This is a genomic window from Gordonia sp. N1V (assembly GCF_029269935.1).
In the GTDB taxonomy this organism is placed as follows: domain Bacteria; phylum Actinomycetota; class Actinomycetes; order Mycobacteriales; family Mycobacteriaceae; genus Gordonia; species Gordonia polyisoprenivorans.
The window spans coordinates 78,872-97,912 of record NZ_JARJDD010000013.1 but is presented as its reverse complement, the minus strand read 5'-3'; the positions used below and the strand labels follow the sequence as shown (position 1 = coordinate 97,912).

Here is a 19,041-nt window from a genome sequence, read left to right as displayed (position 1 = left end):
TCTGTATGTTCGAGTAGAGTGGAGTCATCTCACCGATCAGCCACCGGGGAGGGGCCCATGATCGACACCACTACAGTCCTCGACGCGGAAACCGTTGACGCCGAAGCAGTCTTCGCCACCATCGTCACCCAACTCAGCGACCTGCAATGGAATCCGGACATGACCGGACCACAAGCCTTCGGCGCGATGAAACAAGTCCTGTTGTTGCGGAACCTGGTTGATCATCACGCGACCACCCTCACCGGAGAGATGGATCGGCTGGGCGTGGCCGATCACAAGACCACGCGGCTACGGGAGTTGTTGATCAGCATGGGTTGCGCACCCGCCGTCGCAGGTCGGTATGTGCGGATTGCTGCCACCGGCGACATCGATCTGTTGTTGGCGCATGCCGCTGACGGGTCCATCTCGTCCGAACACACCGACGCCATCGTGCGCGGGTTGGCGCACATCGACACCCGATGCCCCGAACCCCTCGACACCGTCCAACGCTGTGAATACCTGCGGAAACTCCTGTCGCACTACTTCGCCGGCTTCACCCCCGCCGAGATCAACCTCTACGCACGACAGTTGGGCAACGAACTGGCCGCGGAGACTCCTGGCGGTTTACCTGCCGCCGAAGACAAGAGAATCAACTCCTACACCGACCGCATCACCGACGACGGCCGGTTGGAGATCTCGGCGAACCTCGACATCATCGCCGGGGAGAAAACCAGAACTCTGATGGAAACCTTGTCGACGCCCAAGCCCCAGCCCGACGGATCCCCGGATCCGCGGACACCCGAACAAATCTGCGCCGCCGCATTCGAAACGATCGTGGAGTTGGCGGCACAAGGATTGGCCGACACCACCTTCTCAGCCAAGCCCACCAACGGACTGTTGTGGACCTGGTCAGCCGACAACCCCGCACTCGGCGGCGATTTGCAGAACATGGGTGCCATCACCGAAGCCGCCGCCCGGATGTTGTCGTGTGACACCACCATCACCAAGATCATCCTCAACACCGATGGCGTACCCCTCGACGTCGGACGCCAGGAACGATTGTTCACTCCCGGCCAACGCAAAGCGTTGTTGGTGCGTGATCGTGGGTGTATCAAGTGCGGCGCCCACGCCGGACGCTGCCAAGGACACCACGTGCACCACTGGAGTGAGGGTGGTCCTACCGACCTCGACAACGGCTGCCTGCTGTGCAGTAGTTGTCATGATGATGTGCACCACCACGGTTGGGACATCATCATGGGATTCGACCGACATCCGTGGCTCGTTCCGCCCGCCAGCGTCGATCCGAAACGACAACCAGTGCCGTCGTATCACCGGCGGACTATGCGACTCGACGACGCCGCAGCCTGACCTGCGCTGCCCCACTGCCTGATTCCCTGCACCCGGCATCGTCGGAACCGCATCTGTTGTTTGAGAACTCCATAGAGATAATTCCCACCCGATGGTCGAGGTGATCGCGTGCCCGTGGACCGGATACCCATCGGTGCAACGGGTCTCGAGGCCCGGCGCCAGGGGCGCCGGACACCTCGACCATCGGGTGGGGAGGGTCCGAGTACCCGATCATCGGGCGGGAAAGCGTCAGCATCCTTCCGTGGCGAGTCGTCACCCCCCGATGGTCGAGGTGCGAGCCGCGTGCGGCGAGCCTCGAGACTGCCTGCGGCAGAGCTGGAACCGGATCACGGAGGACCGGATGCCGATCTTTGCAACGGGTCTCGAGGCCTCGTCCATCGGGATGGGAACACCGTCGGGCGGGAGGGCGTCAGCGCCCTTCGATGGTCGGCTATTCCTTCTGGGACTTTCGATGGTTGTCGATCACCTTGCCGAACATGAAGTGCATCTTGGTGCCCAGGGGCCAGCCGACGTAGTAGCAGAGGAACAGGGAGATCTCCTCCAGCTGTTCCGGAGTCAATTCGCCATTGGCCAGCGCAGAGGACGCCTGGATCTCGGCGACGTCGATCTGGCCGGACTGTGCAAGGGCACCGAGGAGTAGGAGTCGGCGGTCGCGGATGGAAAGCCCTTCGCGGGACCAGACTTCGCCGAACACCTGATCGGCGGTGTGGGCGAAGTAGTCGCCGGGTCCGTCGGACATCTCCCAGCCGTAGACTTTCGACATCATGTCGAGCGACTTCTGGCGCTGCTCGGACGTCATGAGAGCTCTCCTTCGTGGTGGGGGACGCCGAGCGCCTGGGCAAGGTCGCGGCGTGCCAACCGACCGAGCGGAAGGTCGACGCCCAAGTGATCGGCAAGGGCTAACGCCAGCGTGAGATCTTTCTCGCCCAGGGTTCGAACCGATGTGAAGATGTCGTACCAGAAATCGTCCGGTGCGATCTCGGCGGTGTTGTCGCGCAGCATGATTGCGCCGGCGCCACCGGTGATGGCATCGGTGTGGCGGACCACTTTTCCGAGTTTCACCAGGTCGATACCTGCTGCCTCGGCAAGGCGGGCGGCCTCGGTGGTGGCGGTGAACGAGATGAAGTGGAGTAGGTTTCGCGCGAGCTTCATCTTCGTGCCCGCACCGACGTCCGAGCCGGCGTGGACCACCATGTCGGAGGTGAGCGCGAATGGTTCCTTTATTCTCTCGTAGGCGTCGCGCGGGCCGCCGACCATGATCGCCAAACGGCCTTCGGCGGCGCCGGCCGCGCCACCGGAGATCGGGGCGTCGAGCACTGTCACGCCGCGCTCGGCGGCCGCGGCAGCGAGATCGACTGCCGTCTCCGGAGCGATCGTCGAGTGCACGGTGATGATCGTCCCCGGAGCCGCGGTGCTCAACAGCCCGCCGTCGCCGCTGACGACTGTGCGGACCTGCTCGTCGTTGAGCACGCAGACCCCGATGACGTCGGTGCGAGAAGCCAGGTCCGACAGCGATTCCGCGCGATCGGCCCCCTGATCGACGAGCTTGGCGACGGCGTCCTCGGACAAGTCGAACACCGTCATCCCGCCGGCCCACTTGGCGAGGCTGCCGGCCATCGGGCCACCGATGTTTCCCAGCCCGACATACCCGAGCCGCAGAGAGCCGGCAGCGTCGGTGCTCACGACCGGATCACCTGCCCGCCGTCGACATTGAAGATCTGGCCGGTGATCCAGCCGGCCTCGTCGGACAACAGGAACAGGCACATGCCCACCAGATCCTCGGGTGTACCGAAGCGCTTGAGGGGCAGGCGGTTCACGATGTCGTCGACCATCTCCTTCGGTGTGGTGCTGCGCGTCGCCTCGGTGTCGATGGGGCCGGGCGCAATGGCGTTGACCCGGATGTTCTGACCGCCGAGCTCGGTGGCCAACTGTTGGGTGAGCCCGTTGACGCCAACCTTCGCGAGGCCGTAGAAGCCGCTGTACAACCATGCCGCGGTGGAGGATTGATTCACGATCGCACCACCATCGGTCATGTGCGAGTACACCGCGCGGGTGACGTTGAGCGCGCCGTCGAGATTCACGCTCATGAACTTCTTGTAGTAGTCCCATGGGACGGTGATCAAGAAGTCCAGCTTCATCCCGCCGTAGATCGCTGCGTTGTTGACCAGACCGTCGATCCGGCCGTACGTGTCCACGGTGGCCTGCGCGAGTGCGGCCGCCGAGTCGGGGTCGGAGACGTCGGTGTGGACGTAGCGTCCACCGATGTCGGCGGCGACCTTCTCGCCGGCCTCGTCGTTGAGATCGGCGACGACCACATTGGCGCCCTCGCCGGCCAGTGCTCGTGCGTAGGCCTCGCCGATGCCTCCGGCGGCGCCGGTGACGATGACGGTCTTGTCGGTGAATCGTGAAGAAGTCATGTGCTGCTGCTCTTTTCGTTGAATGATGAGGTCAGGCGGGTCGGGCGACGGCCTTGGTCTGCAGATACTCCTCGAAGCCGGCGACGCCCATCTCGCGGCCGATACCCGACGCCTTGTAGCCGCCGAAGGGCACGTCGGCGGAGTACCAGATGCCGCCGTTGACGGACATGGTTCCGGTGCGAATGCCGTTGACAACCTTGTTGATCCGATCCTCGTCGGTACCCCACACCGCTCCGGAGAGTCCGTACGGAGAATCGTTGGCGATGCGGATGGCGTCGTCGTCGCCGTCGTGGGGGAGGATCACCAACACCGGCCCGAAGATCTCCTCCTGCGCGACCCGGGACGAATTATCAACCCCGGAGATCAACGTGGGTTCGACGAAGAATCCGGTGGGCTTGTCGGTGGGTCGTCCGCCGCCGATCTCGATGGTGCCACCCTCCGCACGTGCGAGTTCGATGTAGGACTCCACACGCTGACGTTGTCGAGCAGAGATCAAGGGCCCGCAGATGGTTCCGGCGTCGGCCGGGTCGCCCGCGGCGAGTCCGGCGAGGCTGTCGCGGGTGGCGGAGATCGCCTCGTCGAGTCGCTCACGGGGGACGAGCAGTCGGGTGGTGATGGCGCATCCCTGCCCGGCGTGGGTGACCACGGCGAACGCGGCCATCGAGCACGCGGCCGCGAGATCGGCGTCGTCGAGGACGATGAACGCCGACTTCCCGCCGAGTTCGAGGAAGACCTTGGTGAGCGATTCCGCGGCAGCGGCCATCACCTTCTTGCCGGTGGCGGTGGACCCGGTGAAGGACAAGACGTCCACGCGCGGGTCGCTGCCGAGTTGGGCGCCCACTGCGTGATCGCTGGAGGTGACGATGTTGACGACGCCGGGCGGGAAGTCTGTTTCCTCGGCGATCACCTTGCCGACCAGTGCCGCACACCATGGGGTGTCGGGGGCGGGCTTGAGGACGACCGTGCATCCGGCGGCAAGTGCCGGCCCGATCTTGGCGAAGTTGATCTGGTGCGGAAAGTTCCACGGCGTGATCGCGCCGACGACGCCGGCCGCCTCGCTGCGCACCTCGCGATGGTTCTTCAGTCCCATCGGCTTGGCCTCGCCGAGATCGGTGGTCCACGAATAATTCTCGGCGAGGTCTGCGAAGTAGCCGAGGTCGTTGATGGGTCCTTCCAGCTGCGGCCCGTGCGTCAGGAACACCGGGCAACCAACTTCGGCGACGGTGATCTCACGGAGTTCGTCGACGTGCGCGAGCAGGGCGTCGCGCAGCTGCCGGAGGCAACGCGCGCGAAATGAGTGGTCCCGGGACCACGGTGTTTCGTCGAAGGCGCGTCGAGCGGCGGCGATCGCGGCATCCATGTCGTCGGCGTCGGCGTCGGCCGCCTTGCCGATCACGGCCTCGGTGGCGGGGTTGATGACATCGAAAGTGCCACCCCCGCCGGGGATCAGCTTGCCGTCGATGAGTAGATCCGAGGCGGATACGGGTCTGAGTGACATGAACTGGAACTCCATCTGGACAGGTGTCTGGACTCAAGTTCAAACCTAGTGTAGCGTCGGTCACATGTCCAGCCCCGTATCCCAGGAATCGACCCGACGGCGACTCTCCGCCCAGCAGGCCGAAACCGTTGCCCGGCTGACCGACGCCGCGGTCGACGTGCTCAACGACGAGGGCTTCGACGGGTTGACGGTTCGGGTGGTCGCCAAGCGGGCCGGTGTCGCACCCGCCACCGCCTACACCTACTTCTCGTCGAAGAGTCACCTTGTGGCCGAGGTGTTCTGGCGCCGACTTGCCGACGGCGTGCCCGACCCCGACCCGGCCCTCGATCCGGCCGACCGGGTGGCCGCCGTGCTGCGGGATGTCTCCCTGGTGGTCGCCGGCGAGGGCCAACTCGGCGGCGCTGTCACCGTCGCGCTGTTGGGTACCGACCCTGACGTCGAACACCTGCGTCTGCGCATCGGCGGATTCATCCGCCAACGTCTGGCCCAGGCGCTCGAGGTGGACCCGGAGAACCCGGGGCCGGTCGTCGACGCGCTGGAGATGTTGTACGCCGGCGGGCTCGTGCACGCCGGGATGGGCCACCTCAGCTACGAGCAGACCTCCGAACGTCTGGTCGCCGCCGCCCACCTGCTGATGGAGAAGCAATCGTGATGATGGAGCACACCCGATGACCGACGCCGTTGCCGTGGCCGGGATGCAGGAGCACATTCCGTTCGATCCGTACGCCTATGGCTTTCATGAGGATCCGTATCCCACCTATGCTCGCCTGCGCCGCGAGGCGCCGGTGTATTACAACTCCGAGTTGGATTTCTGGGCGCTGGCCCGGCACGCCGACGTGCGCAGTGCGTTTCGTGACTCGGTGAACCTGTCCAACGCCTGGGGTGTGTCGATGGACCCGGCGTCGTACGGTCCGGACGCACACAAGTCGATGTCGTTTCTGGCACTCGACGACCCCAAACACATGCGCATCCGCAAACTGGTGAGCAAGGGCTTCACCCCGCGCCGCGTCAACGACCTCTCCGGCCGGATCACCGCCCTGACCCACGAACACTGGAGCCGGTGCCTCGACAAGGGCGAATTCGACTACGTCGCCGACTTCGCCGGGCTGCTCCCGATGGACGTCGTGTCGGAGTTGCTCGGCGTCCCCGAGAGTGACCGGGCGTTCCTGCGCAAGCAGTCGGATCTGCTGCTGCATCGCGAGGAGGGGGTGCTCGACGTCCCCGAAGCGGCCGTGTACGCGTATATCGAACTGCACAAATATTATTCGGCGTTGATCGCCGAACGCCGCACCAACCTCGGCGACGACCTCGTCTCGGCACTGCTCACCGCCGAGATCGACGACGAGTCGGGGGCCAAGACGGCGCTGTCCGACGACGAGATCGTCGGATTCATGGTGCTGATGGTGGTGGCCGGCAACGAGACGACCACCAAACTGCTTGCGAATGCCCTGTATTGGGCCTGGGGCAATCCCGACGAGATGGCGCGTGTCATCGCCGACCCCGACCTGGTGCCCGACTGGACCGAGGAGACGCTGCGCTACGACAACTCGACGCAGATGGTGCTGCGCCGGGTCGCCGCCGACGTCGACTACGGCGAGCACACCATCGCCGCCGGTCAACGGGTGTTGCTGCTGGTCGGATCGGCCAATCGCGACGAGGACGTCTTCGACGACCCCGACCGCTACCGGATCGGCCGGGACTGCGGTCAGGCGCTGATGAGCTTCGGCATGGGCACCCATTTCTGCCTCGGCGCCCACCTGGCGAGGTTGGAGGCCAACATCGGGCTGACCGAGGTGGCCCGGTCGATCCGATCGGTCGACATCGACATCGAGAACGCGGTGCGTGTGCACTCGGTGAACGTCCGCGGCTTCGCCGAACTCCCGGTACGAGTGACGGTGCGCTGATGGCCTTCCTCCCGCATCCCGCCCGACGCCCGGTCCTGGTGGCCGGCGCATCCTCCGGCATCGGCGCAGCCACCGCCGGATGGTTGGCGGCTCAGGGGCATCCGGTGGCCCTGGCCGCGCGCCGAGTCGACCGTCTCCAAGAACTCGCCGACAAGATCACCACCGCGGGCGGGGAAGCCGTCGCGGTGCCCCTCGACGTCACCGACGAGGCATCGGTCTTCGAGTGTGTCGCCAAGTCGCAGGCCGCGATCGGTGACCTCGAGATCGTCGTCGCCGGCGCCGGTGACCTCGCCGTCGGCCTGTCGTACGAGACCTCGTCGGCGGAGTTCGCCGATCAGATCAACATCCACCTCACCGGCGCCTACCGCCTCTACCGCGCTGTCATCGGCGGCATGATCGCGCGGACGCGCGGGGACTTCGTGTTCATCGGATCCGATGTGGCACTGCACCCACGGCCGTGGTCGTCGGCGTATGTGGCCGCCAAGTCCGGCATCGACGGTCTCGTCGCGACCATCCAACTCGAACTCGAGGGCACCGGCGTGCGCGCCGGGGTGGTGCGACCGGGCCAGACCCTCACCGGCATGGGCATGAATCTCGACCAGAAGACCACCGAGAACATGCTCAACGACTGGATCACGCACGGATTGGCGCGGCACGGCAATTTCCTTGCCCCGGAACACATTGCGCAGGCGGTCGCGGCCATGGTCGCGATGCCGCGCGGCGCGCACATGCGCAGCGTCGAGGTGGAGGCCGAAGGCGCCATCCCCAAGAGCAAACTCCCCCCGAAAGGATCCGATCAATGACCACCCTCACGACCCCGAAACGCGTGTCCGGCGGCGACGGTGAACACGGTCATCTCGACGAGCTCGCCACCGACCCGATCGGCCTGTTCTGGCGGGTTCGCGAGGAGTGCGGTGACGTCGGGCAGTTCCAGCTCGCCGACCGTGAGGTGGTGCTCGTCTCCGGTGCCGCGGCCAACGAGGAGTTCTTCCGCGCACCGGAGGAGGATCTCGACCAGGCGGCCGCATACCCGTTCATGACACCGGTTTTCGGTGAAGGCGTGGTGTTCGACGCGAGTCCCGAGGAGCGCTCCAAGGCGATTCACAACTCGGCGCTCAAGGGCACGCACATGAAGCAACATGCGGTGACGATTCCCCACGAGGCCGAGCGCATCATCGCCGGATGGGGCGATGAGGGTGAGATCGATCTACTCGAGTTCTTCGGCGAGCTGACCCTCTACACCTCCTCGGCGTGCCTGATCGGCCGCAAATTCCGCGAGCAGCTCGACAAGCACGTCTCCGAACTGTTCCACGACCTGGAGAAGGGCACCGACCCCATCGCCTACGTCGATGCCCACGCCGACATCGAGAGTTTCCGACGCCGCGACGCCGCACGCGCCGAACTCGTCGAGTACATCCAGGGCGTGATGGAAGAGCGCGTTGCGAACCCGGTGGCGGACAAAGAAGATCGGGACCTGATGGATGTCCTGATCCAGGTCGGCTTCGATGCCGACACCATCACCGGCATGTTCATCTCGATGATGTTCGCCGGCCACCACACCACCCAGGGCACGGCAGCGTGGACCCTCATCGAGTTGCTGCGCAATCCCGAATACCTACGTCGCGTCTACGACGAGCTCGACGAGATCTACGGCGACACACCGCCCGGCGAGCGTCCCGAGTACACCTTCGCCCACACCCGGCAGATGCCGTTGCTGGAGAACGCGCTGAAGGAGGCGTTGCGTCTGCATCCGCCGCTGATCATCCTGATGCGATTGGTGCAGAACGATTTCCACATCGAGGAATTCGAGGTGAAGGCCGGTCAGACGATCGCGGTCTCGCCCGCGGTGTCCAATCGGCTTGGCGACGACTTTCCCCATCCCGACACCTTCGACCCGGATCGCTACCTCAAGCCACGCCAGGAGGACCTGGTCAACCGCTGGACCTGGATTCCCTTCGGCGCCGGCCGACACCGTTGTGTGGGAGCGCAATTCGCGATCATGCAGCTCAAGGCGATCTTCTCGGTGCTGTTCCAGAACTACGAGTTCGAGATGGCCCAACCCGCCGACAGCTATCACAACGACCACTCGAAGATGGTGGTGCAGCTCGCGCAACCGTGCCGGGTGCGCTACCGCAAACGGGTCCGGGATACGGAGTCGTGATGCGCATCGAGATCGATCTCGACCTGTGCCAGGGCCACGGGATGTGCGAGATGGAGGCCCCGGAGGTCTTCGTCGCGCACCGCGATCACGCCGAGATCCTCGACAAGGAGCCCGACGAGAGCCTGCGCGAGCAAGTACTCGCCGCCGTGCAGTACTGCCCGACCCAAGCACTGAGAATCATCGACGACGACAACGAATGACGAGGACCTTTCATGCCTTTCGATCGTGCCGAACTGGACGAGATGAAGCAGCGCTGGCTGCAGGCCAACATCGACGCCGAGGCAGCCGGCGACTGGAAACCGTTGGCGGAGTTCTACACCGAGGACGCCACCTACGGCTGGAACTACGGCCCCGACAAGGATTTCATGGCCGTCGGACGCGACGAGATCCGTGAGATCGCGCTCGGGCAGGAGATGGAGGGCCTCGAGGGCTGGACCTACCCGTATCAGGAATGGGTGATCGACGATCGCACCGGCTCGATGATCGGACTATGGAAGCAGATCTATTCCGGCACCCGCGACGACGGTTCCCACTATGCGCTCGAAGGCATCCAGGGGAGCTGGTTCAAGTATGCCGGGAACTTCCAGTTCTCCTGGCAGCGTGACTTCTTCGACTACGGCAACGTCTCCGCCCTGTTCATCGAGATGCTGAAGAACAATGCGATGAGCGACGGCATGCTCAAACGGATCGAGAAGGCCACCGGTGATCAGCCGGGCTGGTATCCGTTCGGCAAGGCGCCGGTGCCCTTCTGGTGACCTGAACCCATGACCGATACAGCCCAAGAGATTCCGGCCCGCACCTACTCCGATCTGTCCGGCGACCAGCTCGCCGACCTCATCCCGGAGCTGCTGTTGTCGGGGCAACTCATCGATCGCAGCGGGATGGCGCACCTCATCAGCGCCTTCGGCCGGGACACGATGGCACAGGTGGCCATCGAGGAATGGATGGCCGCCAGCCCTGTCTACACCCACCGGATGCGGACCGCGTTGGGTATCGACGGTGACGGCGTCGAGGACATGTTCAAATGCCTGCAACTCGACATCGGGGCGCCCCCGCAGTTCATGGACTTCCGCTACGAGGTCACCGACCACCACCACGGTGCGTTCGTGCTGAATCACTGTGGCGCGCTGATGGATGTCGAGCCGCTCGGCGACGAGTACGTCACCGCGATGTGCCACGACATCGAGGACCCGACATTCGACGCGACCGCGATCGCCACCAATCGGCGGGCCCGCATCCGGCCGATCCATCGGCCGCCGCGTCGTCCGGCCGACCGGCACCCGCACTGCGCGTGGACGGTGACGATCGAACCCGACCGTGACGAACTCCCACTGCCGGCCGACGCCGAGACGATGTTCACCACACGTGCCGCGCAGATCGAGCTGGTGGCGATCGATCCGGACGCCGACGACGGGTTCGTCGACTATCGCGGACCGCTCGTCGCGGACCTGCAGTTCCGGGAGTGGTCGCACTCCGCGTTGGCGCGAATCGCCGAAGAGGTTGCCCTCCAACACCAATTGCTCGCATTGGGTTTCTGGACGAGCGTGCGTCGCCACGCCGACTCCGACGAGCAGGCGCGCGAGATCTTCGGCAAACAGTTCACCGGCATCGCGGGGTTGTCGGCGGATCGGTTGCGGCGGGCGCTGCGGCTGGGAACCGACGCCGCAGCGCTCGCGCAGGTGATCGCGTTGGTGCCGGTGCTCGGACCCCGCCGCTACACCGGGATCGAGGTCGATGTCGTGGGGGACGAGGTCGTGGTGACGATCCCCGGCGAGTCCGACGCACGGACCGACGGCGGATGGATCACCCTGCTGACCCACGACCGCATCGAACCGCTGCGCGCGATCGGTGTGGCCGTGGACCCGAGGTGGGTGGTCACCGAGTGCGCACGTACCGGGCGCACGTCCACCGGCAGCGGGCTCAGTGTGCGGTTCGCGCTCGGCGACGTCGAACAGCCCGAGAGCGGCGAGGTGGCGATCACCCGGTTCAGTTCCGGCGCCGACTTCGGCTTCACCGACCGCGGCCGCTCGGTCCCGGTCACCGCGCTGCCGATCACTCCGATCACCAGCGGGGTGTGATGGTCGAACTCGATCTGGCCGGCCGGGTGGCGATGCTCGCGGGTGCCACCCGGGGTATCGGCCTCTCGGTGGCGTACGCACTCGCCGGGCGTGGGGTCTCGCTGGTGATCAACGGACGCGACGACGAGGCCGTGGCCGCGACCGTCGAGGAGATCGTCGGCGGTGGTGGGCAGGCGGTCGGGGTGTGTGGGCCGGCCGGACACGCCGGCGTCGTGGAGAAGATGGCCGACGCCGCGCTGTCCGGGTTCGGCGCACTCGACATCGCCATCAACTGTGCCGGGATCGCCGAGCCGCCGGTCTCGACGGTCCTGACGATCACCGAGGACCAGTTCCGGGAACAGATCGACGCCCACCTGATGAGCGCTTTCCACGTCACCGCGATCGCCGGACGGGTGTTCGCCGAGCAACAGTCGGGATCGATCGTGCTGACGGGCTCGGCCGCGTCACTCGGAACCTTCGGTGGCAGTGGATATCCCGCCGCGAAAGGTGGGGTGAACGCACTCGCGCTCGCCGCGGCGGGTGATCTGCGCGATCTCGGTGTGCGCGTCAACGTCGTGATGCCGGGAGCCAAGTCGCGGTTGTCGTCGGGGCCAGAGTACGTGCGGCACATCGAAAGCCTGCATGAGCGGGGCATTCTCGACGAGTTCACCCGAGATGCCGCGCTCGATCCGGCTCCACCCGAGTACGTCGCACCGCTCTACACCTTCCTCGCCAGTGCGGCGGCGTCGGAGATCACCGGTCAGATCTTCAGCGCCGCAGGTGGTTTCATCGGACGATACGATCCGCACCAACCCACCTTCGTCGCCTATCGGGATCACGGCGCCACCGCGCCCTACGACATGAGTGAGCTCGCCGACCTGCTGACCTGACCGAGTGTGGTTGATCCCGGTGAGACTCATTGCTAGTTTCGTCTCATGACCGCTGTGGTGCCGCAGGATCTCCAACCACCCCGCCGATTCCGGGCGTCACCCGACCGTGGCCGGCGGATCGGGCGGCCGTTGCGCGCGTATTGGCGCCTGCGTGAGCCGACGGCCGAGGAGATGTCGCTGCTCGGCCGGCGGCTGATGATGCGCGACGAACCGGCGGCGGCGCTGGTCGCGGCGATGCGCCTACCTCGGGAACATCCCGATCGTGTCTCGATGCGCGCGGTCCACCGAGCCCTGCAGGACGGTGTCCCCGACGACGCACCCACCGCGTTGCGCGAGTTCTTCACCCGCGTCGAGGCCACGCCGTCGTGGGTCGACCCGGAACTCGTCGAGTATGGCGCACAGGTCTTCCGGCGGTTCGGACGCAACGCCAACGACGTCCTGCTCGCCCTGTCCCTGATCGGCGGTTACCGCTTCGGCGGGCCGGTCGACCTGCTCGCCGAGACCGGCGGGCTGGCCCGCAGTAGCGCGACACGTCGGCTCGGCGAGACCCAGACGTGGGCGATCGCGGTGGGCGCACCCGGCGGCATGGCCCGCGACGGCGACGGGTGGAAACTCACCGTGCACGTCCGGCTGATGCACGCGCTGGTCAACGAGGCCTTCGAGAAGAACGGGCGCTGGGATGCCACGCAGTGGGGGCTGCCGATCAACCAGACCGATCTCGCCTCCACCCTCAACCTCTTCAGTGGCGCGCTCATGATGGGCGTGCGATCCCTCGGTGTGCCCGTCGACGCCGAACAGTCCCGCGCGATCATGCACCTGTGGAAGTACGTGGGCTGGCTCATCGGCGTCGACGAGGACTGGTTGTTCGACCACGAACGTGATCAGCATCAACTCAGCTATGCGATCCTGTTGTGCCAGACCGGGGTCACCGACGCCGGAGGTGAGTTGTCCAGGGCGTTGGTCGACGCGCAATCCGAACTGCACTACCGGCACACTCCCGATCTCGCCGCGCGCTATACGCGGGAACGGTTGCTGAGCATGCTCGAAGGATTCCTCGGGCCCCGTGGCATGCGGGATCTCGGACTGCCGCAACGCCTTCCGTGGGCATTCGGTGCGGCGTGGGTGCGCAACACCGTCGGCCATCGGGTCCTCGGCCGGACCCCGGTGGCCGACCGCTACCTCGAATGGCGCGGACGCCGGGCCCGTGAACTCGCGACCTACCGGCATTTCGGCTCCGCCGATGCCGACATCGGTGCACTGCCCGTGTGAGGTGGTTCCGACCGGTCAGCGTGTGACCGCGCGTCGGGCGGCTCGACGCTGTACCCAATAGCGGGCCGCGGCCCGCACAGAGTCCTCGACAGAGCCCGGATGCCAATCGAATTCGTCGCTCGCCCGCCGGTGATCCATGGGCGACATGCAATGCATCAATCGCACCGTGTCCACCGACAGTCGTTGTGGTGTCCCGGTGATCCGCGATCGGAGATCGCCGCCGGCTCCGAGCGCGTACATCGCCGGGCGGGGCAACGTCGGTCGCGGGGGCGCGACGCCCGCCTCGTCGGCGGCGATCCGGATGATCTCCCCGAGGTCGAGGTAGTCGGCGCTGACGATGTAGCGTTCGCCGATCCGGCCGCCGCGGGAGGCCCGGATCAGTGCCTCGGCGGCGTCGTCGACGCCGACCGTTTCCGCGCACATCCCGCGCAGCCCGAACGGCAACTTGCCCAAGGCGGCTCCGGCCACGAAGGCCCCGTGCGGGGTGGGTTTGACGTCGCCGGGGCCGTAGGTGTTGGAGACACACATCGCGACCACCGGCACGCCACGCCCGGCGGCGTCGAGCGCCGTGCGCTCGCCCGCAACCCGCGACAGCACATAGGCATTCGCGGTCGAGGCCCAGTTGAACGCATCGCTCTCCGACGCCGGCCGACCCCGCACCCGACCGATGGTGCACATACTCGAGGTGTAGACGAACCGTTCCAGATCGTGGCGGGCGGCGACGTCGAGGACCCCGCGCAGGATCTCGACATTGGTGCGCCACAGCGGTTTCCGATCACGAATCCACGCGCGGGTGTCGACGACGGAGTAGATCACCCGAGCGGCACCCGACATCGCCCGCGACACCGCGTCGGCGTCGTCGAGTTCGCCGACGACGATCTCGACGTCGAGGTCGTCGAGCATCGAGGTGTCCGAGCCCGGCCGCACCATCACCCGCACCGCTGCGCCAGGCTCGGCGCCGGTCCGGCTGCTGCTTGCCTGAGCCAGGAGGCGACCGACCACCCGCGCACCGAGGAAACCGGTGGCGCCGAACACCGTGGTGAGGGCCGGGGTCACCGGGGCATCTCCGGCGCGAGGTCGGCGAGCGCGACGGCGGCGCGATGCGCCATGGCGGCGAACATGGCGTCACCGCGGGCGGTCGGGCGGGCGGCACCGGCTCCGAACACGACGATCAGCGGTGCCTGGATGAGATTGCCGAGATAGTCCGCCCAGCACGTCTCGGCGGTGTAGTCGCGCACCCCGAGTTCGACGAGACGTCGGTGGTAGGCGGCGACGATGTCACGTTCGTGCGCGCGGCGATCCGCCACGTCGAGGCTCGTGACGAGCAGGAAGGCGATGTCGCGCAACGCCGATCCGGTGGTGATGGTCTGCCAGTCGACGACGGTGACCGCGCTGTCCGGCCCGAACAGCACGTTGTCGATCCGTAGGTCACCGTGGATGAGTGCGGTGTGCGAGGTCGGTGCGACCAGCCAGGCGCCGGCATGCTCGACCAGCCAGTCCAGTAGCTCGTTCTCCGCCGAGCCCGGGTGGAATCGGTCGCGGAATTGTTCGGTCATCGGCGCGAGGACCGAGTCCATCAGCTCCCGGTCGTCGGACGTGGGCAGGGGAAAGCGTTGCAGCAGAGCGGGATCGTTCCATCGGGGAGCGTGCAGGCCCGCAGCCGCGAGGGCCACCGCCTCTGCCTGCCCGGCGGTGCAGCCGGCGATCTGGTCGCCCTGACGCGCCCCACCCATGTCCTCGAGCAGCACCACGAACTCGCTGCAGCTCTCCGACAGGGCCGCGGCGTAGCAGGCGGGGACGGGAACGGCGAACTCCGTGGCCAGTTCCCGATAGAACGTGACCTCGTTGCGGAACGCACCCGAGGCGAACTCGCGTTGGCCCGGATCCCCGGTCGCCAGTTTGGCGATCATGGTCGACGGCAGCTCGGTCGGGCCGTCGAATGTCATTCGGAGGCGCAAGGAGTCGGCCATCTGGCCGGTGCCGACCGGCGTGGCCTCGACGGTACGGACCACCGCGTGGTGACCGGAGTCGGCCAGCAATTCGGTGAGAAGTGCCGGCGTGAGGTGCTCGACGGCGGTGGGGATGTCGGTGACGGTCATGAATGGTGTCCTCGGCCGGGATTGGTGGGCAACGGGTGTCGCGGACGGCGGTCCAGCGTGCGATACGCGCCGACGATGTCGTCGATCTCGGTGGGGGCCACGCCATGCAGGATCACCGAGTCGACGCCGAGGTCGAACTGGTCGGCAACCGCGGTTGCGCAGGCCCGTGGCGAGCCGACCGCACAGTCGGCCACCCACGAGTCCGGGATTGCGCCGGCAAGTTCGTCGAGTTGCGCCTCGGTGGCGCTCGCGTCGATCGGCCCGCGAGCGTCGGTGAATGCGGCGGTGGCCCGGATGCGATCCAGATCCACGGTGTCCCAATCGTTCGCGCCGACGAGCACCTCCGGGTAGCCCTGCAGATAGGTGGCGAGACGCCCGTGGAGGCGGCGTGACCGGTCGTCGGCGTCGAGGTCGTCGGGGACGGTGGCCAGTACCGACCAGATGCGCACCGAGTCCGGGTCGCGGCCGGATGCCTCGGCGGCGGTGCGCACGCGGGTGACCGCGGCGCGGGTGGCGTCGGCGGTGAGAAAGGTGTGCAGGACAACGCCGTCGGCGATGCGCCCGGCGAGGTCGAGCGTCTTCGGCGACATGGTCACCAACAGCACCGGCGGCGGCGGATCGAGCGTGATGCCCAGGGACAACAGGGGATACGAGCCGGACGGTCCGTCGTGTCCGACGATCATCTCACCCGACCACAGCCGGCGCAGCACGCCGACCGCGTCCTCGATACCGGCACCGGTGATCGTCGGCAGGCCGAGGATCTGCCACTGCGGTGTGATCCCTCGTCCCAGCCCGAGCGCGAACCGCCCCGACGACAACTCGTCGAGCGTGGCGGCCATGGTGGCGGTGACGATCGGGTGGCGGGTGGTGTGATTGGTCGCCGCGGTGGCCAAACCGAGGCGGGTGGTCGCCGCCGCGAGCGCCCCGCTCAACACCGCGGCGTCCTTGACGTTGAAGCGTTCGGAGACGAATGCCGTTCCCAGGCCGAGGTGTTCGGCATGCGCTGCCTCGTCGACCAGTTCGGCCGGACGCACCGGATGCCGGGACAGCGCGTAGTAGCCGAGTTCGGTCAGCTGCGGACGGTCGGTGTCGGGGTCCGGGGTGGAAGGGCCTGGGGCGACAGTGTCTGGGGAGTCTGGAACCGCACCGGTCATGCCGGCGCCGGGGTCGCGGTCGACACGTGGTAGGTGCGTGCGCGGGCCGGGCGCACCCAGAGCGTTCCGTCGCCGGGGACCGCACCCTCGGACTTCAGTTGCCGTTTGACGATCTTGTTGGTGGCCGTCGTCGGCAGCGTCGTCGCGATCCGCACATATCGGGGCCAGGCCTTGGGGGAGAGATCGGGTTGGGCGGCGAGCGCGGCGGCGAAGTCGTCGGGATCGATGGACGCGTCGTCGTCGAGCACGATCGCCGCCATCACCGCGTCGCCGACCCGGTCGTCGGGGACCCCGTAGACGGCGACCTGACTGATCCCCGGAATACGTTGCAGGACACGCTCGATGGGTCCGGCTGTCATGTTCTCCCCGTCGACGCGCATCCAGTCGCCGGTGCGGCCGGCCAGATAGATCCAGTCGTTGTCGTCCTTGTAGGCGAGGTCACCCGACCAGTACATGCCGTCGCGGAGCCGTTCGCCGGTGGTGGCCTCGTCGTTGTAGTACCCGGTGAACATGCCTGCGCCCGAGGTGTTCACGAGTTCACCGATGGCCTCGTCGGCGTTGATCAGCGCGCCGCCCGCGTCGAAGCGTGCGCGTGCGCATTCGGTGGTGGTGGCCGGATCGTACACGGCTACACCGGGAAAGCCCTTGCCGATGGAGCCGGGTGGGGTGCCGGGTTCACGGGTGACGATGATGGCGAGCTCACTCGACCCGTAACCGTCCCACACGCTGCAATCGAAACGCCGGGCGAAGTCGGCGATGTCCTGATCGGTGGCCTCATTGCCGAAGGCCGCGCGCAGCGGATTGTCGGCTTCGTCGGGTTGTTCGGGGGTGGCGAGGATGTAGGCGAGCGGTTTGCCCACGTAATTCATGAACGTCACGCCGTGGCGGCGGACGTCGTCGAGAAAGGTCGACGCGGAGAACCGGGCCGGGACGATCGCCGCGCCCGCGGTGGCGGCGACGCTGTACCCGCCGAGCAGCGCGGCCGAGTGGAACAGCGGCATCGACAGATAGCAGATGTCATCGGAGGTGATGCCGAACTTGTCGACCAGGGGAGGGCCGGCGAAGGGAATCAGCATGTGCGCCAGCCGAACCGGCTTGGGGTTTCCGCTCGTGCCGGAGGTGAAGATGAGCATGAACGGGTCCATCGCGCCCGGCGTCGAGTAGGCAACCAGCTCGCCGGCCGCGTCGACGCGGTGCGACCAATCCGCGGTGGAGGTGTCGATGACGGTGACTCCGGGCAAGTCGAGCCCGGTGAGGAGATCGCGATGTTCGGCGTCGGTCAGCAAGATCTGGCAGTCGGCGCGGGCGATGTCGCCGGCAAGTGCCTCGCCGCGGCGGGTGTTGTTGATGCCCGCGGTGACGTAGCCGCCGAGGGCCCCGGCGGCCAGCGCGGTCAACATGGTTGGGGTGTTTCCGAGCAGTGTGCCGACGTGCATCGGCCGCTGCGGGTCGGCGAGGGAGAGTACCGCCGAGGCCATTCGGCGGGCGTCGGCGATGTGGTCGCGCCACGTACGGCGCGTGTCGTCGTCGATGATGGCGACGTTGTCGTCGTCGGCGCGTTCGAGGAGCAGCTGGGTCACGGTCTCGGCCATGCCCCAAATCTAGAACGTGTTCCAGCCCGGTGTTTACAGATTTCCAGAATTGTCTACTGGGACGTCGGACGGGTCGGGCCTCAACCCGCCGACGGCGCCCTCGGGTGTGCCGAGAGCGCCGTCGGGTGAGGTGTCAGCGCTGGATCGTCGCGGTGCCGGGGGAGAGGGTGAAGGTGTCGCCACCCGTGCCGAGCACGGTCACCGTGAACTCCAGGGTTCCCGGACCGGTCTTCAGCTCCGGACTGAGTGCGGGTTTACCGGCCGAGCACGCCGGGAAGGTGGCATCGTCGCTGGTGTGAGCCGAGGTGTTCTTCCAGCTCACCGCGACTTTCGCATCGCTGAGCGAGGTTGCGCACGCGTCCTTGGGCATGGGCTCGAGCCAGACGACGGTCGAGTCCGCGCCGGTTGCCGCTGCTGCGAGCGGTGCGACGAATCCGCCCGTCGGCATCGCGCCCGAGCGGCTGACGCCGATGGTCGGCGTCTGCTGCGACGCGTCGAGGGTGCGGACGTCCTGCGGGGTGGTCTGCGGAGCCGCCGCAGCGGTGCCCGCAGCCAGTGGAGCGAACGCGCATGCTCCGAGGGTCAGGCACGCGCCGAGTGCGGCGCGTCGGTGAGTGAACTTCATCTGCAACATTGGTAACATCAGCCCCTTT

At 66.8% G+C, this 19,041-nt stretch carries 19 protein-coding genes; 10 read left to right on the top strand and 9 right to left on the bottom strand.

The window, feature by feature from the left end; genetic code table 11:
- The first annotated feature begins 57 nt into the window (after positions 1-57).
- Complete coding sequence (locus tag P3L18_RS17500; protein WP_276114789.1) at positions 58-1,347, top strand: HNH endonuclease signature motif containing protein; 1,290 nt, start codon at positions 58-60, stop codon at positions 1,345-1,347.
- Between the two features lie 430 nt (positions 1,348-1,777).
- Here P3L18_RS17500 and P3L18_RS17495 read toward each other — a convergent pair whose 3' ends face one another.
- The 4 genes from P3L18_RS17495 to P3L18_RS17480 are packed head-to-tail and all read right to left on the bottom strand — an operon-like array spanning position 1,778 to position 5,262.
- Positions 1,778-2,146 carry a carboxymuconolactone decarboxylase family protein gene (locus tag P3L18_RS17495; protein WP_006367798.1) on the bottom strand — a complete coding sequence of 123 codons (369 nt, stop codon included), beginning with the start codon at positions 2,144-2,146 and terminating at the stop codon, positions 1,778-1,780.
- Positions 2,143-3,030, bottom strand: coding sequence for an NAD(P)-dependent oxidoreductase (locus P3L18_RS17490; protein ID WP_079930740.1), 888 nt, complete (start codon positions 3,028-3,030; stop codon positions 2,143-2,145). Before P3L18_RS17490 ends, P3L18_RS17495 begins: the two co-directional genes overlap by 4 nt.
- Entirely contained in the window at positions 3,027-3,764 is a 738-nt protein-coding gene (locus P3L18_RS17485) for an SDR family oxidoreductase (RefSeq protein ID WP_006367800.1), read from the bottom strand. Before P3L18_RS17485 ends, P3L18_RS17490 begins: the two co-directional genes overlap by 4 nt.
- 31 nt (positions 3,765-3,795) lie before the next feature.
- Complete coding sequence (locus P3L18_RS17480; RefSeq protein WP_276114788.1) at positions 3,796-5,262, bottom strand: aldehyde dehydrogenase; 1,467 nt, start codon at positions 5,260-5,262, stop codon at positions 3,796-3,798.
- Between the two features lie 64 nt (positions 5,263-5,326).
- Between P3L18_RS17480 and P3L18_RS17475 the strand changes: the two genes are divergently transcribed.
- The 9 genes from P3L18_RS17475 to P3L18_RS17435 are packed head-to-tail and all read left to right on the top strand — an operon-like array spanning position 5,327 to position 13,543.
- Entirely contained in the window at positions 5,327-5,914 is a 588-nt protein-coding gene (locus P3L18_RS17475) for a TetR/AcrR family transcriptional regulator (RefSeq protein ID WP_006367802.1), read from the top strand.
- A gap of 16 nt (positions 5,915-5,930) precedes the next feature.
- Entirely contained in the window at positions 5,931-7,166 is a 1,236-nt protein-coding gene (locus P3L18_RS17470; RefSeq protein ID WP_276114787.1) for a cytochrome P450, read from the top strand.
- Entirely contained in the window at positions 7,166-7,969 is an 804-nt protein-coding gene (locus P3L18_RS17465; RefSeq protein WP_079930738.1) for an SDR family oxidoreductase, read from the top strand. Before P3L18_RS17470 ends, P3L18_RS17465 begins: the two co-directional genes overlap by 1 nt.
- On the top strand, positions 7,966-9,327 hold the full coding sequence (locus P3L18_RS17460; protein ID WP_079930737.1) for a cytochrome P450: 1,362 nt from the start codon (positions 7,966-7,968) through the stop codon (positions 9,325-9,327). The genes P3L18_RS17465 and P3L18_RS17460 overlap by 4 nt, the downstream gene beginning before the upstream one ends.
- Entirely contained in the window at positions 9,327-9,527 is a 201-nt protein-coding gene (locus P3L18_RS17455) for a ferredoxin (protein WP_079930736.1), read from the top strand. Before P3L18_RS17460 ends, P3L18_RS17455 begins: the two co-directional genes overlap by 1 nt.
- A 12-nt stretch (positions 9,528-9,539) precedes the next feature.
- Complete coding sequence (locus tag P3L18_RS17450; RefSeq protein ID WP_014361063.1) at positions 9,540-10,082, top strand: nuclear transport factor 2 family protein; 543 nt, start codon at positions 9,540-9,542, stop codon at positions 10,080-10,082.
- A 9-nt stretch (positions 10,083-10,091) separates the two neighbouring features.
- Positions 10,092-11,405, top strand: a complete 1,314-nt coding sequence (locus tag P3L18_RS17445; RefSeq protein ID WP_079930735.1) for a hypothetical protein — start codon at positions 10,092-10,094, stop codon at positions 11,403-11,405.
- Entirely contained in the window at positions 11,405-12,274 is an 870-nt protein-coding gene (locus P3L18_RS17440) for an SDR family oxidoreductase (RefSeq protein WP_276114786.1), read from the top strand. The genes P3L18_RS17445 and P3L18_RS17440 overlap by 1 nt, the downstream gene beginning before the upstream one ends.
- A gap of 45 nt (positions 12,275-12,319) precedes the next feature.
- Positions 12,320-13,543, top strand: coding sequence for an oxygenase MpaB family protein (locus tag P3L18_RS17435; RefSeq protein WP_265076851.1), 1,224 nt, complete (start codon positions 12,320-12,322; stop codon positions 13,541-13,543).
- A 15-nt stretch (positions 13,544-13,558) separates the two neighbouring features.
- Here the strand turns inward: P3L18_RS17435 and P3L18_RS17430 are convergent, their stop codons facing one another.
- The 5 genes from P3L18_RS17430 to P3L18_RS17410 form a co-directional block, all read right to left on the bottom strand.
- Complete coding sequence (locus P3L18_RS17430) at positions 13,559-14,599, bottom strand: NAD-dependent epimerase/dehydratase family protein (protein WP_276114785.1); 1,041 nt, start codon at positions 14,597-14,599, stop codon at positions 13,559-13,561.
- The gene (locus P3L18_RS17425; RefSeq protein WP_014361059.1) at positions 14,596-15,642 is read right to left on the bottom strand and encodes a phosphotransferase; all 1,047 of its coding nucleotides are present in this window, start codon (positions 15,640-15,642) and stop codon (positions 14,596-14,598) included. The genes P3L18_RS17430 and P3L18_RS17425 overlap by 4 nt, the downstream gene beginning before the upstream one ends.
- Positions 15,639-16,796 (bottom strand): TIGR03857 family LLM class F420-dependent oxidoreductase, encoded by a 1,158-nt coding sequence (locus P3L18_RS17420; RefSeq protein WP_276114784.1) that lies wholly within the window; start codon positions 16,794-16,796, stop codon positions 15,639-15,641. Before P3L18_RS17420 ends, P3L18_RS17425 begins: the two co-directional genes overlap by 4 nt.
- Positions 16,793-18,388, bottom strand: a complete 1,596-nt coding sequence (gene fadD1 / locus P3L18_RS17415) for a fatty-acid--CoA ligase FadD1 (RefSeq protein WP_276114783.1) — start codon at positions 18,386-18,388, stop codon at positions 16,793-16,795. Before fadD1 ends, P3L18_RS17420 begins: the two co-directional genes overlap by 4 nt.
- Before the next feature lie 133 nt (positions 18,389-18,521).
- Positions 18,522-19,013 (bottom strand): hypothetical protein, encoded by a 492-nt coding sequence (locus P3L18_RS17410; protein ID WP_253194054.1) that lies wholly within the window; start codon positions 19,011-19,013, stop codon positions 18,522-18,524.
- Between the last annotated feature and the right edge of the window lie 28 nt (positions 19,014-19,041).

Excerpts from the sequence above, each read along its gene's own strand:
- P3L18_RS17500 (WP_276114789.1), top strand. The coding sequence starts at position 58 with ATGATCGACACCACTACAGTCCTCGACGCGGAAACCGTTGACGCCGAA.
- P3L18_RS17495 (WP_006367798.1), bottom strand. The coding sequence starts at position 2,146 with ATGACGTCCGAGCAGCGCCAGAAGTCGCTCGACATGATGTCGAAAGTC.
- P3L18_RS17485 (WP_006367800.1), bottom strand. The coding sequence starts at position 3,764 with ATGACTTCTTCACGATTCACCGACAAGACCGTCATCGTCACCGGCGCC.
- P3L18_RS17480 (WP_276114788.1), bottom strand. The coding sequence starts at position 5,262 with ATGTCACTCAGACCCGTATCCGCCTCGGATCTACTCATCGACGGCAAG.
- P3L18_RS17475 (WP_006367802.1), top strand. The coding sequence starts at position 5,327 with ATGTCCAGCCCCGTATCCCAGGAATCGACCCGACGGCGACTCTCCGCC.
- P3L18_RS17470 (WP_276114787.1), top strand. The coding sequence starts at position 5,931 with ATGACCGACGCCGTTGCCGTGGCCGGGATGCAGGAGCACATTCCGTTC.
- P3L18_RS17465 (WP_079930738.1), top strand. The coding sequence starts at position 7,166 with ATGGCCTTCCTCCCGCATCCCGCCCGACGCCCGGTCCTGGTGGCCGGC.
- P3L18_RS17460 (WP_079930737.1), top strand. The coding sequence starts at position 7,966 with ATGACCACCCTCACGACCCCGAAACGCGTGTCCGGCGGCGACGGTGAA.
- P3L18_RS17455 (WP_079930736.1), top strand. The coding sequence starts at position 9,327 with ATGCGCATCGAGATCGATCTCGACCTGTGCCAGGGCCACGGGATGTGC.
- P3L18_RS17450 (WP_014361063.1), top strand. The coding sequence starts at position 9,540 with ATGCCTTTCGATCGTGCCGAACTGGACGAGATGAAGCAGCGCTGGCTG.
- P3L18_RS17445 (WP_079930735.1), top strand. The coding sequence starts at position 10,092 with ATGACCGATACAGCCCAAGAGATTCCGGCCCGCACCTACTCCGATCTG.
- P3L18_RS17440 (WP_276114786.1), top strand. The coding sequence starts at position 11,405 with ATGGTCGAACTCGATCTGGCCGGCCGGGTGGCGATGCTCGCGGGTGCC.
- P3L18_RS17435 (WP_265076851.1), top strand. The coding sequence starts at position 12,320 with ATGACCGCTGTGGTGCCGCAGGATCTCCAACCACCCCGCCGATTCCGG.
- P3L18_RS17425 (WP_014361059.1), bottom strand. The coding sequence starts at position 15,642 with ATGACCGTCACCGACATCCCCACCGCCGTCGAGCACCTCACGCCGGCA.
- P3L18_RS17420 (WP_276114784.1), bottom strand. The coding sequence starts at position 16,796 with ATGACCGGTGCGGTTCCAGACTCCCCAGACACTGTCGCCCCAGGCCCT.
- fadD1 (WP_276114783.1), bottom strand. The coding sequence starts at position 18,388 with ATGGCCGAGACCGTGACCCAGCTGCTCCTCGAACGCGCCGACGACGAC.
- P3L18_RS17410 (WP_253194054.1), bottom strand. The coding sequence starts at position 19,013 with ATGAAGTTCACTCACCGACGCGCCGCACTCGGCGCGTGCCTGACCCTC.